General features: G+C 42.3%; 14 protein-coding genes. 8 read left to right on the forward strand and 6 right to left on the reverse strand.

The features are described 5' to 3' along the window. Positions 1-638: 638 nt before the first annotated feature. Together L2703_RS17590 and L2703_RS17595 are read left to right on the forward strand one after the other, a co-directional pair. Positions 639-797 (forward strand): hypothetical protein, encoded by a 159-nt coding sequence (locus tag L2703_RS17590; RefSeq protein ID WP_248972336.1) that lies wholly within the window; start codon positions 639-641, stop codon positions 795-797. Next, positions 787-1,374 carry a Fic/DOC family protein gene (locus L2703_RS17595; RefSeq protein WP_248972337.1) on the forward strand — a complete coding sequence of 196 codons (588 nt, stop codon included), beginning with the start codon at positions 787-789 and terminating at the stop codon, positions 1,372-1,374. Before L2703_RS17590 ends, L2703_RS17595 begins: the two co-directional genes overlap by 11 nt. 831 nt (positions 1,375-2,205) lie before the next feature. Here L2703_RS17595 and L2703_RS17600 read toward each other — a convergent pair. Then, positions 2,206-2,694: a TIGR00645 family protein gene (locus L2703_RS17600; protein WP_248972338.1), complete on the reverse strand. Its 489-nt coding sequence runs from the start codon at positions 2,692-2,694 to the stop codon at positions 2,206-2,208. Positions 2,695-3,006: 312 nt separating this feature from the next. Between L2703_RS17600 and L2703_RS17605 the strand changes: the two genes are divergently transcribed. Beyond that, a complete protein-coding gene (locus tag L2703_RS17605) occupies positions 3,007-3,411 on the forward strand; it encodes a hypothetical protein (RefSeq protein WP_248972339.1) in 405 nt (134 codons plus the stop codon). A gap of 86 nt (positions 3,412-3,497) precedes the next feature. On the opposite strand, the gene L2703_RS17610 is transcribed toward L2703_RS17605, so the two are convergent. Beyond that, positions 3,498-4,532, reverse strand: a complete 1,035-nt coding sequence (locus L2703_RS17610; RefSeq protein WP_248972340.1) for a polysaccharide lyase family 7 protein — start codon at positions 4,530-4,532, stop codon at positions 3,498-3,500. 267 nt (positions 4,533-4,799) lie between these two features. Here L2703_RS17610 and L2703_RS17615 point away from each other — a divergent pair, with 267 nt between their 5' ends. The 3 genes from L2703_RS17615 to L2703_RS17625 all read left to right on the forward strand — a co-directional run bounded on the left by L2703_RS17615 (position 4,800) and on the right by L2703_RS17625 (position 7,115). Next, a complete protein-coding gene (locus L2703_RS17615) occupies positions 4,800-5,549 on the forward strand; it encodes a class I SAM-dependent DNA methyltransferase (protein WP_248972341.1) in 750 nt (249 codons plus the stop codon). Positions 5,550-5,953: 404 nt separating this feature from the next. After that, a complete protein-coding gene (locus tag L2703_RS17620; protein WP_248972373.1) occupies positions 5,954-6,472 on the forward strand; it encodes a Slp family lipoprotein in 519 nt (172 codons plus the stop codon). A 121-nt stretch (positions 6,473-6,593) separates the two neighbouring features. Further along, on the forward strand, positions 6,594-7,115 hold the full coding sequence (locus tag L2703_RS17625) for a DUF1993 domain-containing protein (RefSeq protein ID WP_248972342.1): 522 nt from the start codon (positions 6,594-6,596) through the stop codon (positions 7,113-7,115). A gap of 110 nt (positions 7,116-7,225) precedes the next feature. On the opposite strand, the gene L2703_RS17630 is transcribed toward L2703_RS17625, so the two are convergent. The 3 genes from L2703_RS17630 to L2703_RS17640 all read right to left on the reverse strand — a co-directional run bounded on the left by L2703_RS17630 (position 7,226) and on the right by L2703_RS17640 (position 9,799). Beyond that, a complete protein-coding gene (locus tag L2703_RS17630; RefSeq protein ID WP_248972343.1) occupies positions 7,226-7,477 on the reverse strand; it encodes a DUF2999 family protein in 252 nt (83 codons plus the stop codon). A gap of 361 nt (positions 7,478-7,838) precedes the next feature. Then, positions 7,839-8,228 (reverse strand): hypothetical protein, encoded by a 390-nt coding sequence (locus L2703_RS17635; protein WP_248972344.1) that lies wholly within the window; start codon positions 8,226-8,228, stop codon positions 7,839-7,841. Then, entirely contained in the window at positions 8,228-9,799 is a 1,572-nt protein-coding gene (locus tag L2703_RS17640; protein ID WP_248972345.1) for a S41 family peptidase, read from the reverse strand. Before L2703_RS17640 ends, L2703_RS17635 begins: the two co-directional genes overlap by 1 nt. Positions 9,800-10,037: 238 nt before the next feature. Between L2703_RS17640 and L2703_RS17645 the strand changes: the two genes are divergently transcribed. Further along, positions 10,038-10,787: an arginine N-succinyltransferase gene (locus tag L2703_RS17645; protein ID WP_248972346.1), complete on the forward strand. Its 750-nt coding sequence runs from the start codon at positions 10,038-10,040 to the stop codon at positions 10,785-10,787. A 78-nt stretch (positions 10,788-10,865) separates the two neighbouring features. Here the strand turns inward: L2703_RS17645 and L2703_RS17650 are convergent, their stop codons facing one another. Beyond that, positions 10,866-11,174 (reverse strand): peptidylprolyl isomerase, encoded by a 309-nt coding sequence (locus L2703_RS17650; protein WP_472544897.1) that lies wholly within the window; start codon positions 11,172-11,174, stop codon positions 10,866-10,868. 186 nt (positions 11,175-11,360) lie between these two features. Here L2703_RS17650 and L2703_RS17655 point away from each other — a divergent pair, with 186 nt between their 5' ends. Then, entirely contained in the window at positions 11,361-13,454 is a 2,094-nt protein-coding gene (locus L2703_RS17655; protein WP_248972347.1) for a prolyl oligopeptidase family serine peptidase, read from the forward strand. Positions 13,455-13,632 lie beyond the last annotated feature (178 nt).

The following is a 13,632-nucleotide window of genomic DNA, read 5'->3' on the forward strand; positions in this document are numbered from 1 at the left end:
CGCCTTGTACTAAACGTTTTATTCTGCGAAAAATACTCTACCTGGTCTAAATCGGTGATTACGGCGTTGCTTTACCACTCGTTTATGAAGAACTAAACGTCGTGGTAAAGCACCTTGTACTAAACGTTTTATTCTGCGAAAAATACTCTACCTGGTCTAAATCGGTGATAATTGCGTTATTTTGCCACTCACGTAGAAAAACACTACGCTTCGTGACAAAAAGCCTTGTTCTAAGCTGATTTTTCCTGCGTTAGATACATTGTATGCTGGTCTAAAGCCTAACAGCTTAAAGCCAAACTTCTTGTAAAAGAATAGTGAAAGCCCCGATGCTTAACAGTGTTGGGGCTTTTTGTTTTTTTGCTGGTTTAAAGCGTTGATTACGGCGTTGCTGCTCGCTCACATACACAAAACGTATGCTACGTTCACAGCGCCTTGTACTAAACGATTTATCCTACGCAAAAAAGTCTAACCCATAGGCCATTGCTCTTAGTTAACTAAGAGCAATACCTAAAAAAGCCCTGATACTTAATAGTATCGGGGCTTTTTGTTAAGGGCGTTTATCTCATGGATAAAGACTGGGTTATATAGAAGAGTAGGCTGAACTAGGTTATAATATAAGCGTTATCGCGGAGGATATAATGGCAAATTCAACAAAAGATAAAACACCTAATAACGCTCGAGTGTTCACGCCGAAAATGAGCAATTTTGAAATGAGCTCTCGCTATGAAGGTTTATCTATGAAGAAAGAAAATGCCGGAAAATCGATTGATGATTTGAAACTCAAGTATGCGCGATAAATACGGGGTAAGCCACGACAGTTACTGTTACCCTGACTCGGAAGTACTTCAAAACAAACTTAATATTCAGGACTATGGCAATCTCGCCGAAGCCGAATTAGCCTTTACTGCAACTCGATATAGTCAATACTCTTCAACAATTACCTCGTTACAAGACTTTAACCTAAAACATCTACAAAGCCTGCATAAGCACCTATTTCAAGATATCTACTATTGGGCTGGTGATATTCGAACCGTGGATATTTCTAAGGGTGATACGCGTTTTTGTACATGTTCAAGAATTGAGGCTGAAGCGAACAAACAATTCTCTCGAATCGTATTATTGGAACGATTCGATTCAAAACATGAACTAATTGCAGAAATCACCGATATCTTTTGTGAACTGAACATTATTCATCCATTTAGAGAGGGAAATGGAAGAACGCAAAGATTCTTTTTTGAAGAGCTCTTTTTCTATTTTGAGCTGAGTGTTAATTGGCCTGATATCTCGAAAGATGAATGGGTCAATGCAAACATTCAAGGGTATTTAGGTGACCTGAGATTATTAAATAAAATATTGAGTGATGCCACTTCATAAATTTAAGCATCCTTTGATGCCTTTAAGCCACTGATCACTGCGTTACTTGCTCGTTCATATCAGTTGATGAATCACTGAACGATCTACCGCCCAAGATGTATGAGCGATTAAATGAGGAAAACTCTCTCAAAATATGATCGATATAAGGGATGGTTACAATTTATTTTCATTTATTTATGATTTTTACTGCGTTGCCTTTTCAGTAGTAACGTAGTGAATTTATCCAGCACAAACTACTCACTGATCTAACGGCTAAAAGTTTCAACTTCTGTAAAGCTTAAAAGCCTCAATGCTTAATTGTGTCGGGGTTTTGTCATTCTGTACTGTCCTCTAGAGGATACGGAACACTACTTGCGAGTAATTTTGTCCAAATCTCCCATCGAGTAGGCCGATAACACAATGGTGATGTGGATAGTAAGTACCACATGATTTTGTCGTGTTCGATATTTTAGGCATTGATGCTCATGAATCTACTGGGGACAATTTCACTGTTTGTAGTGGTTACATTTAACCGTCCAATGACTCAATAATCGCATAGTGTAGCAATGTACACTTTGGACTAACGTTATGATAGTCAATAAAAAGCCCTGATGCTGTTATGTATCAGGGCTTTTTATTTGGGTATGACTGGTTACTTAACCTGAGTTCGGGATAAGGGATGAACTTATGCTATTTAAAATCAACATGTTACCCTTTCTCACTTTCAAGCTTGTCATTTGTTCTGCTAACAAGGCGAATGGACGCGTCAATAGCTAGCCTATTGCAAGTCGATTCAACACAGTTAACAGGGCAAAGGACTGTTTGAAAGGCGTTTATTATCCCGATCTCAGGTTACTTACGGGTAATTTTATCCAGATATCCCATGGCGAAGGCTGATAACACAAAGGTGATATGGATGAGTAAATACCACATGATTTTGTCGTTTTCGATGTTTTCGGCATTCATAAAAACTTTGAGTAAGTGAATGGATGAAATGGCGACGATAGACGCGGCGACTTTGTTTTTTAGCGATCCGGCATCCATCTTGCCTAGCCAGCTGAGTTTGTCACTGTTTTCGCCCACATCAAGCTGTGATACAAAGTTTTCGTAACCTGAAAACATCACCATAATCAGTAAGCCCCCAACTAAGGTGATGTCGATAAGTGACAGGGTGATGAGCACTAAATCAACTTCTGCAATGGTGAAAATAATCGGCATGATGTGAAAGATCTCTTGGAAGAACTTTATGCCTAAGGCAAGTAAGACCAAGCTTAACCCCAGATAAATAGGCGCCATGATCCAGCGTGATGCATACATCAACTTTTCAAAAATTTTTTCCATAAAAATAGTTAACCTTCAGATAAAATACGCTAAAAATCGATAAAGCTATTTACTGCTAAACAATAAGATGATGAACTTTAACTGTGCTGACATATTATGGCAAGCTAGATAATCTGTCATTTTGCCCCTTGCATGCTGCTGAGTGTATTGCACTAGCGCATAATTTAACTACGAAGTGGCAGAGTAAACGTTATTATTACCTAAAGCACCAACTCGTTTGTGTGGGTAATTTTTTAATCTCAATCTCAGGTTCATTGGTTACACTGCGTTGATTGAGTGTGAATATTAATTTTAACACAGAGACGGTTCATTATGGATAAAGCAAAGTCAAACACCAAGCGAAAAGCCCCCTGGGTTGCTATCGGTATCATTGCCGCAATCGTGCTATTGTTTAGCCTACTCGTTACGCAAATGCCTAAGGGGTTTACCTCCGACCTTGAGCTAATAGGTACGGGGAAACCCGCTGTTGTGTTTGTTTACGATCCTAATCTTGTGTCGAGCATCACTCAAACTGAGCAAATGAATGAAGCGCGCGATCATCTTGGTGATAATGTGCATTTTTTACTTGCCAGAATTGCCACACCAGAGGGCGAGGCGTTTATTAGTAAGCATAATGCCCAGTTAACCGAGTTATTGTTATTTGATCCAGCAGGAAACCTAACCAAAAGACAATTAGCAGTAATTGATGCCAATGAGTTAATGCGATGGGTTCGATAAGTTTTGTGTGCAGCACTGTCATATTGGGCAAGTTAAACAATAAGCCTGCTAATGAGCAGGCTTATTGTTTGCAATTACATAGTCGTTTACTGATTTAGCTCAAGTTGATAAAAGCTGGCCTGGGCATAGTCGCCAGCTTGCATACCGCGCCATTGGCAATCTGAGCTGCTTTTGTTGGTATTACATTGGTTGTATACGCCAGCTTTGTAGTACATCCAATCATTTTTGTACCCTAGATCGACCTTGTGACCTTGGTAATTTCCCTGGGCTAGATTGATGTCAAAGGTTTTGACTATCGGCTTGTCGCTGCCAGGGTTTTTAGTGAATGTCAGTGTCATATTGTCGCCTTCAACATTCACTTCATAAGCGAATATTTCGCCTAATTTAATGCCGTCTTTTGGATCGCTAGCCCCTTTACGCAAGTTGTATTTACCGAACACATTGTGACGAATATCTTGACGTAGTTTTTTGCCATTACTGTCGAGAGCATCTTGTAATTTTGGCTCTGGGTTTAACTCGTAACTCCAAGCTAAAGAGCCATATTCATGTTCAGGCAATTTACGGTAAACAATTTTAAGTGGTTCGTTATCTGAGCCATGTATTTGACCAATGACCACAGCATATGCGCCATTCTTTTTGTCATTACCGCTGGTACTGACCTGATCGACTGATAAGGTGGCCTTTAATTGTCCGCCAATTGCGCCGTACTGACTGGCATTAGGGTGCGATGCCACAACAAAATTGTTTTTAGGTTCATCGTATTTATCGGCCAGCATGGCACGTAGTTCGCTACGGGTATTTTTACTGTTTGGTGTGGTTGGGGCTTCATTGGGTGCAACAAACACTAATGCACCGGTGTTTTTATCGGTATAAAACCACTGTGGATGGGAGTAAGGCGTTTGAGTATTGCTCAGTTGTTGCTTGTCTATTTCTAGTGCTTTACCTGCTTTTTCGCTAGAGAGTTCCGGTAAGGTAATTTTCCATTTAGATAGGTCGAAGTTTTGTGACGGCGCATTGGTTGGGACAAGATTGAAGTGTTTGGCGGTATCAAGTTCAATCGATGCGGCGGCAGAGCCGGCAATCATACTGGCGGTTAACAAACTCAGGTGGATCTTTCTCATTGAATTGTTCCTCAGGATCATGGCGTAAAATAGATTATCAGAATACTACAATAATATTGTATTACAAATGTGTGATCGCGGTGGGGATTCTGGCCTTAAGTGGGTAATATCATTGTTAATCTTACCCATTACCGGCGTTGTTGTTGGTTAAGCTGTTTACACCCTTGGTAGATTTTTGCGAGTAGGGAGAGATTAATGATGTCTCCATTGGGGTAATTGATATATGATGCGCCACCCCCAAATTTAGCCTGTTTTTGATTGCATTTTATGTCTACTAACGCCCTTTATACCGACTTATCTGGTTATTACGATTTAATGTGCTGCGATATCAACTATCAGCAGCAAAGCAACAGTGTGGCTCGGTTGCACCAGATTTTAGGCAATAGTGGTAAACAACACTTAGATTTGGCCTGTGGCACAGGGCCGCATGTGAGGCATTTTATCGACTTAGGCTTTCACAGTAGCGGACTAGATATCAATCAACCTATGCTTGATATTGCTATGCGTCGTTGCCCAGAAGCGCAATTTAGTTTGCAAAACATGACTGAATTTTATGTTGAACAAAAACTGGATTTAATCACTTGTTTTTTGTATTCCATCCATTACTCACAAGGTATCGAAGCGCTAAAAGCCTGTATCGCTAGCGTGCATAACGCGTTAAATGCTGGCGGCTTATTTTGTTTTAACTCGGTCGACAAGCACAAGATTAATAATAAGGCGTTAGTACGTCACAGTGCCGATTTTGAAGACAGCCAGTTTGTGTTTGAGTCGGGTTGGCATTACAGCGGTGTGGGTGAGATGCAAGCACTTAATTTGAGCATTGCTAAAACTCAGTTTAACGCCACACAGCTGTGGCAAGACTCTCATTCCATGGTCGCTACAAGCTTTACTGAGCTACAAGCATTGCTGGCACCGTATTTTGACGTGCAAATATTTGAACACGATTACGACAGGATCATCCCGTGGGGTTTAGCATCGGGTAATGCCCTGTTTGTGTGTACAAAACGCGAACGTTAACGATAAGCAGGCCTGTTAGGATTGTTTAACATGAAATATCGATGAAGATATCTTGATTAAACGCCATATTAAGTTTGATATAAACACTGTTTCAACAAACTAACATGTCTCTTGCGTGTCGATACATCTCTCACGACGCATAGTAAAAAGATCATAGTTTACAATCAGTCATTTCATCATAAATAGTACAATGTAGGCTATTATTTTGTTTGTCGATCATTGTCAACGCGCATGAGGGGCGTTCAGATATCATTATGATGCTCAGACCTAAGGTGAGTGACCTACACTTATTTTAATCAATAAGAGTCAATTGACACTCTTTTTACTGGTGAGAGACGTATATAAGCTGAGCTTTGGATAATGGTCCAAGTGATACAGACGACTATTTTTTACCTAAGGGGGTTATCATGCGTTTTATTCTTGTGAGTGTCGCTTTGCTGATGTTGAGTGCGTGTAGCATCAGTTATCCAAACCAGGCCATTACAGGCCAGGTGTTTCCTTCTGTGTCTGGCCAAACGTTAGCGCAACAACCAATGCAACTGCCACAGGACTTGAACGGTGCAGTTTCATTGTTGCTCATTGGCTACAAGCAAGATTCGCAATTTGACATTGACCGTTGGTTAATCGGTCTTGATATGACACAAACCAAGGTGCCCGTTTATGAAGTGCCAACCATTCAGGGGTTATTTCCGCGAATGTTCAGCACCTTAATCGACAATGGTATGCGCTCTGGTATTCCAAAGCCACTTTGGAAAGGCGTTGTGACTGTGTATCAAGACGGTGAGCAAGTACAAGCTTTTACTGGCAACGAAAACCCCAATAATGCTCGGGTTGTGTTATTAGATGCACAAGGTAAAGTGATTTACTTTTATGATCAGGGCTTTTCGGTTGATGCCCTCAATACGTTACGGGCGTTATTGTAAACACTCACTGTATTTGGCGGAGTAATGTGTTGCATGAGCTTGAAAATAGGTTCATCTTGTTGCAATAAGCTGGTTACGACTAACACGCTGCAGTATGTGCAGCTTCATTGAGGGATTTGTCATGCTTTACGATCTAACGGTAGTGCAATTTAGCAAAATGCTAAATAATTTAACCCATATTCTTGATAAAGCTGAAGCTTTTGCCGCACTGAAAAAAGTCGACATGGCAGTGCTATTAAATTCTCGCCTAGCCCCTGATCAATTTAATCTTATTCGTCAGGTGCAAATTGCGTGCGACACAGCAAAAATAGGTGTGGCACGTTTAACGGGTAATATGGACACAGTACCCAAGCACGATGATAGCGAAACGACACTAGACGAATTACGCCAGCGCATTGCCTCTGTACTGACTTACCTTGACGGATTTAGCGAGGCCGATTTTGGTCATGCTGACAGCGTGCATGTGTCTCAGCCACGCTGGGAAGGCAAATATCTAACGGGCTATGAATTTGCTATTGAGCATGCGGTTCCAAACCTTTATTTTCATATCACGACAGCGTATGCCATTTTGCGCCACAATGGTGTTGAGGTAGGCAAAAAAGACTACTTAGGTGCCATGCCTTATAAAGTACCAATGATGTAAGTTGCTAGGCCCCAGGAAATGTTGATTTCTGCTGCAAAAACAACATTAAAAAAACGGCCAGAATCTAAGATTCTGGCCGTTTTTTCTCTATTGGGCACCGAGCATAAAAACTATTGCTGCAATTGCGCTTTTGCCGCTTCAACTTTTGAGAAATCTAACCCCAGCTCTACAACGGCTTCTTTGATTAATGCAGGGTTTTGCATTACTAGGGCCATTAACTGTTGCAGCTTTTCTGCTGGAATACCTAATTGGCCAATGGTTGCCATTGCAGCAAATGGATTTTCAGTTAATGCCTGGAAAAGCTCGTTAATTTGAGCGTCAGTGACCTGGTGTTCTTTTAAGATGGCAATAATCGGATTCATTGCGTTACCTTGTGTGGTTGAAGTGAGTAGGGGGAGATTTTATCACGTTTTAGCCTGTTGAGGGCAAGCTCTCTGAGGTGGGTTACACCGCAGTGATATAGGGTGTATTGAGTTGGCGATAAAATAAATTTATCCATAATAATAATCAGCACAAAAAGGTGGTCGTGCTTACTGGTTAACATCGCTTATAACGTTGTTAGAAATGTAGAGGGTAGAACAACGACGTCGCTGCAATTTCTGCTTTGTTCTGAGCGATTTTTCGCAATGTCTGATCACTTATTGGGTATAACAAGGCCGAGCATATTGAAATATGCTCTGGCCTTTTGGTTTATTTGCTTATAGCAAAACACTCAATGCGCTGCTATTGAGCATCTTCAAGCTGACAACGTACTTGCGATAAGTTTGCTGTGTTACCGCTTTGCACATGGCGTAACAGGCAAGTATCACCTTGTTTTAATAATTGAATCGCATCAGGTATGTCTGTGCTGCGGCCCATTATTAATAACCCGTTGGTATCTTTGTGCGGTGCGCGCTCAATCACTTCTTGGCTATATTGCGTAAAGGCGTTGTCGCTAATCACAACACGACTAACCCCTAACAAGCTGGCTATTGCTTGCTGTAACTCGGCGTGAGTTTGCGCATTTGGCCCCATGATTGTCGCAGCTTGAGGCGAGGACTTAACCTCGCTTGCTGTCGCCACACAACCGCTGATAAGCCCAATACCAATAAGCCCTATGAGTGGTTTTAGCATTATTGCCCCAAAGCCTGTGGCATTAAAATGCGGTTGTTTAACAACACATTTTGATTGCGGGTGTCTTGCAACATAAAACCTGGGTCAATAAAGGTATTTTTAACCGGTGCACGTGCGATAGCCGTTGCCGTGACAGGGCAGCGGTTGTTATCACGATAATACAACGCTGCGCTAAGCAGTCTTTCGTTGCTATCACCTAACGCATGGGTAAGGTCATCATCTAGCATACAGCCGGGTACTTCGCTATCGACTGTCGGGTTTGTTGATGGCACAAACCCATCTGAATACTCGCCAAAGCCTTTGTCATTTACGCCTTTAAATTGGATGGTAAAGTAAGTGGTGTCGCAGTTGTCCGTTGGGTAAAAGCCATAAGGCTTACCGCATGTTGTGTCACCTAACTGAATAACTTCAATATCAATACCACGCAATGCATTCATTAACGCTTCGCTGGCAGAACAGGTCCCAGGGGTTGTGAGCACAAAAACACGATTAAGGTTGAGTGTGGGTAATGACACGCCGCTTCTCAATAATGACGTATTAAACCCAATTGACTCAGGGATAAAGGGCATTGGCGTGAGCGCCTGGCCAGTCACTGGATCGGTGTTGGGGTATTTGTCGTTAAAGCTTGTGCGCTCAAAGACATGATTTGCTGTCGCAGCTTCACCGGCAACCATGTAAGCTAATTGACTTGCAATGGCTAATAATCCGCCGCCGTTATAGCGTATATCTATTACTAAATCATCAACTTGCGCATTGCTTAGTGTGGTCATCGCATCATATAAACCTTTTTCAGCTGTGGCGATGTGCGAATTAAATTGTAAATAGCCCACTTTGCCGTTGGCGGTCGTAATGGTTTTAGTGTTTTGTACTGGGGTCGATACCACCGTTTTTGCCGTTAAGGTAACACTGCGATCGGTTTGTGCGTTTAAGTCTCGCACCACAAATACCGTCTGCTTGCCACTGACACTGGGAAATAAACCAGCATTAAGCGTATCAATACTGGCGCTATCGTTAGCATTAGCCACATTAACACCATCGACAGACACAATAATCGCGCCGCGACTCACACCAGCAATACTTGCTGGGCTATTAGGTTCGTTATAGGCTACGGTAACTTGTCGACTCACCCCAGCAGAGGCTTGGCGTAAGCTCAACTCCATACCGTATCCAACCGAGGCACCAGAGCCGTTTAATAATTCCCATTCTTCGGTCGACATCGAAAAGTGAAAGTTATCTTTTTCGTTACCTGTGTCAGACAATTCATTGGTTTTTAACAGGTCAAAATACTCAGCCACACTGTATGGTGCGGGGTCGCGGTCAATGATTTCGTCATACCATAAGTAGGTGTCATTGCTCCAAGAGCGTAACCATAGTTTTTGTGTCAGCGGTGCACTACATTGATTGGCTAGCGTTGAGTAGTTGGCAAATGTGCCCTCTACCCATTGGGGAGTGGTTGAGCCAGAGGTATTGTCATTATCACTGTTAGATGAGCCCCCACCGCCACATGCTGCGAGTAGAAGACTAGTACCAATCATTATTGGCATTAACGTGGTGCGAATGGGTAACTGCATTTAAAATAATCCTTTATTTTACTCAATAAGCCAGTTGGCATACTTTAGATGGATATACTGTAATACACCCCGCTTTGTTTGTAACTCAAATTTTATACAATTGTTAACTGGCTTAACGACTTATACTGGTATAGGGCCAACATATAGGTTTGCTACATGGCAGTAAATGAGTGTTTTATTTGCCGTTTAGTTTCATGGGGAAGTACTATGGAACCCAAAATAACAAAAGGAGGGGTTAATGCGAGCATTATCCAATCACTCGTTAGCTTCACGCTATAAACACACTGGTGCATCGGGTATAACCCTTTTGCTGATTATATTCGTGACCGTGTTGATCACTATTGGCCTGACATTTTTTGTTATTCGTACTTATATTTTCCCCTCGCCAATGACACCGGTGACCTTAAATGCCAAAGAGGAGCAACAGCTGGATAATAAGTTAACCCAGCTTGGTTGGCAGCTTGACTCGAGCGCTCGCGCACCAAGCAATTCGACTCATGCTAGCAATGCACTTAAGCATCGCACTTCTATCAATGACAACCCCATTAATGACAATGGCGAGCTAACGCCTCAAGCTTATCGTGAATACGACGCCGATCGACAAGTGACCTTTAGTGAAAAAGAAGTCAACGCCATGATTGGCCGCAACCCCGATTTTGCCAAGCGCGTGGCCATTGATTTCTCTAATAACTTAGCAAGTGCGACTATGCTTATCCCTATACCACATGACTTTCCGGTTATGGCAGGTGAGATTTTACGGGTCAATACTGGGTTAGATATTCGCCTAGATGCCAACAGACGCCCGGTTGTGGCACTCGTGGGCGTGAGCTTAATGGGGGTGCCGCTCCCTAATGCGTGGCTTGGCAATATGAAAAACGTCAATTTGGTGAGTGAGTTTGGCGATAGAGGCTTTTGGAATGCCTTTGCCGATGGTGTTGACGATATTCAAATTCGTGATGGCGAGTTGTACATCAAGCTGCGTCAATAATACCGATCTTAAATGTCCATGACAGTGGGCCTTTATTGGCGCTCACTGTCGTCTGCGGGCTTAAAAATTAATGATGCGCTAAGTGCGATAAAGCACTTTTACGACGTGCCAGCCAAATTTGGTTTTAACCAAATGCGGGGTAATGAGTTCACCGTTAAAACAGACTTTATCGAACTGCGGTACCATTTGGCCTTTTTTAAACTCCCCCAAATTGCCACCATTTTTAGCGGAAGGACAGCTCGAGTGTTTTTTGGCTAATACATCAAACTTAGCCCCTTTGTTGAGCTGCTTAATAATGTCTTCAGCTTGAGTTTGATGTTTTACTAAAATATGTAGTGCCGCTGCCGTTTTAGCCATGATGATGCTCGTATTGGTGCTTGTATTGATGGTAAAGATACACAGAAGAATAATTGCCACAGCATTATACCTCTATAGACGTGATATTTGGCATTATTTTCCCTGACAAAGGCCTGTAACAGTTTGTAGCAGCTTATCGATTGAACATCTGAATAAATTCTATAAAGTGGTAATACGTTTTATAAAACGCAAGCAAACAACTAAAAGGATAATTAGATGCTTAAGCGAATCATACCTGTATGCGTAGCGAGTGCGATGACAATGGCAACACCTATTCAAGCAGAAGAAGATAAATTTATTTGGTTAGAAGATGTTGAAGGCACTAAGCCTATGGCATGGGTTAAGCAGCAAAATGAGGTGTCTGCCACTCACATCAAAAGTTATAAAGGCTTTGATACCTTAGTGGCCAATAGCCTTGATATTCTTAACAACAAAGCACGAATTCCTTATGCTAGCCGCACAGGCGACTATGTTTACAATTTTTGGAAAGACGAAACCCATACTCGCGGTATTTATCGCCGCACCACACTTGAAGAATACGCAAAAGCAGAGCCTAAATGGGAAACCGTGTTAGATATCGATGCTCTAGGTAAAGCCGAGGGGGTTAATTGGGTATATAAAGGCATGAACTGCCAATACCCACAAAATGAGCGCTGTTTAGTGTCGTTATCACGCGGTGGCGCTGACGCAGCAGAAGTACGCGAATTTGATTTAACCACAAAAACCTTTGTTGATAAGACCCAGCAGCCATTTTTTGTCAGTGAAGCCAAATCGAGAGTGAGCTGGATAGATAAAGACACTGTATTTGTCGGCACTGACTTTGGTGATGGCCAAAGCATGACGGATTCGGGTTACCCAAGCATTGTCAAATTATGGAAACGCGGCACCCCGTTATCTGAGGCTAAAACAGTATTTAAAGGCGATAAAACATCTGTTGCGTCATCGGGTTACGTTATTTTTGATGATAAAACACCGTTAAACTTGATTACAGAAAGCTTAACCTTTTACACCGCAAAGCATTATGTTTATCAAAACGACAAGCTTGTGTCGTTAGCTATTCCTGAAGATGCAGACATTAAAGGCTACTTTAAAGGTCAGTTATACATTGAACTAAAAAGCGAGTTAGTGACAGCTAAGGGCACTTTTAAACAAGGTGCTGTCGTATCGACTCCGGTCGATAAACTCATTGCTCAAAAGCCTGAGTTTAGTGAGTTTGTATCGCCCACCGCGACGTCATTTATTTCACAAATTAACTTTAGCCAAAGTGCGATATGGGTGACCTGGCTAGACGATGTAAAAAGTAAACTGGTACGTTATACCCAAAATGATAAAGGCGAGTGGGTTAGCAAGACCGCGCCATTTGAGGCAAATGGCACGTTAAGTGTGTTTGATGTACAGCGTGACAGCGATGACTTTTTTGTTGATTACACTAGCTTTTTAGAACCTTCAACCTTGTATCGTGTTGACGGTGCAACATTAAACGCTGAAAAAGTCAAAGGCATGCCGCAGCAGTTTGCCGCTGATAAGTTTGAAACCAAGCAATACTTTGTTAAGTCAAAAGACGGCACTAAAGTGCCTTATTTTGTGGTGATGGCAAAAGACATCAAGTTAGACGGTAGCAACCCTACCTTGCTATACGCTTATGGTGGTTTTGAGGTGTCAAGATTACCCGCGTATTCGGCTACTGTGGGTAAAAACTGGTTAGAGCAAGGTGGTGTGTACGTGCTTGCCAATATTCGTGGTGGCGGTGAATACGGCCCCGCTTGGCATCAGGCAGCATTAAAACAGAATCGTCATAAAGCGTTTGAAGATTTTGAGGCCATTGCAGAGGACTTAATTGCCCGCAAAATTACCACAAGCCAGCATTTAGGTATTCAAGGCGGCAGCAACGGTGGTTTGTTAATGGGCGCAGCATTTACTCGCCGTCCAGATTTATACAACGCTGTAGTGTGCCAGGTGCCGTTACTCGACATGAAGCGTTACAACAAGCTGTTGGCGGGTGCCAGCTGGATGGGCGAATACGGTAATCCCGACATTGAAAATGAGTGGCAATACATTAACACTTACTCGCCTTATCACAACTTAAAGCAGGGTGTTAAATATCCTAAAGTGTTCTTTACCACTTCAACCCGTGATGATCGCGTGCATCCCGCGCATGCTCGTAAAATGGTGGCTAAAATGGAAGACATGGGCATAGATGTGCTTTACTACGAAAACATAGAAGGTGGTCATGCGGGGGCAGCTGACAATACCCAAGCCGCTGAGTTAATTTCGATGGTATATGCCTATTTAATGCAGCAGTTACGTTAATTGATTGGGTGTATACGTAAATAGAAAAGGGCTTCATTGAATGAGGCCCTTTTTGTTAGTTTTTTATTTAAAAAAGACGCCGCAGCATCGACCCTGCGGCTTGAGGCCATTACCGAGTAAAGGGGGAACTAGTTAACCTCAGCTCTGGATAACAAACGCCTTTCAAGCAGTCCTTTAC

The organism is Shewanella basaltis (assembly GCF_023283885.1).
In the GTDB taxonomy this organism is placed as follows: domain Bacteria; phylum Pseudomonadota; class Gammaproteobacteria; order Enterobacterales; family Shewanellaceae; genus Shewanella; species Shewanella basaltis.

What these genes read in the sequence shown, in the direction of transcription:
- L2703_RS17590 (WP_248972336.1), top strand. Translation starts at nt 639, where the DNA reads ATGGCAAATTCAACAAAAGATAAAACACCTAATAACGCTCGAGTGTTC.
- L2703_RS17595 (WP_248972337.1), top strand. Translation starts at nt 787, where the DNA reads ATGCGCGATAAATACGGGGTAAGCCACGACAGTTACTGTTACCCTGAC.
- L2703_RS17600 (WP_248972338.1), bottom strand. Translation starts at nt 2,694, where the DNA reads ATGGAAAAAATTTTTGAAAAGTTGATGTATGCATCACGCTGGATCATG.
- L2703_RS17605 (WP_248972339.1), top strand. Translation starts at nt 3,007, where the DNA reads ATGGATAAAGCAAAGTCAAACACCAAGCGAAAAGCCCCCTGGGTTGCT.
- L2703_RS17610 (WP_248972340.1), bottom strand. Translation starts at nt 4,532, where the DNA reads ATGAGAAAGATCCACCTGAGTTTGTTAACCGCCAGTATGATTGCCGGC.
- L2703_RS17615 (WP_248972341.1), top strand. Translation starts at nt 4,800, where the DNA reads ATGTCTACTAACGCCCTTTATACCGACTTATCTGGTTATTACGATTTA.
- L2703_RS17625 (WP_248972342.1), top strand. Translation starts at nt 6,594, where the DNA reads ATGCTTTACGATCTAACGGTAGTGCAATTTAGCAAAATGCTAAATAAT.
- L2703_RS17630 (WP_248972343.1), bottom strand. Translation starts at nt 7,477, where the DNA reads ATGAATCCGATTATTGCCATCTTAAAAGAACACCAGGTCACTGACGCT.
- L2703_RS17635 (WP_248972344.1), bottom strand. Translation starts at nt 8,228, where the DNA reads ATGCTAAAACCACTCATAGGGCTTATTGGTATTGGGCTTATCAGCGGT.
- L2703_RS17640 (WP_248972345.1), bottom strand. Translation starts at nt 9,799, where the DNA reads ATGCAGTTACCCATTCGCACCACGTTAATGCCAATAATGATTGGTACT.
- L2703_RS17645 (WP_248972346.1), top strand. Translation starts at nt 10,038, where the DNA reads ATGCGAGCATTATCCAATCACTCGTTAGCTTCACGCTATAAACACACT.
- L2703_RS17655 (WP_248972347.1), top strand. Translation starts at nt 11,361, where the DNA reads ATGCTTAAGCGAATCATACCTGTATGCGTAGCGAGTGCGATGACAATG.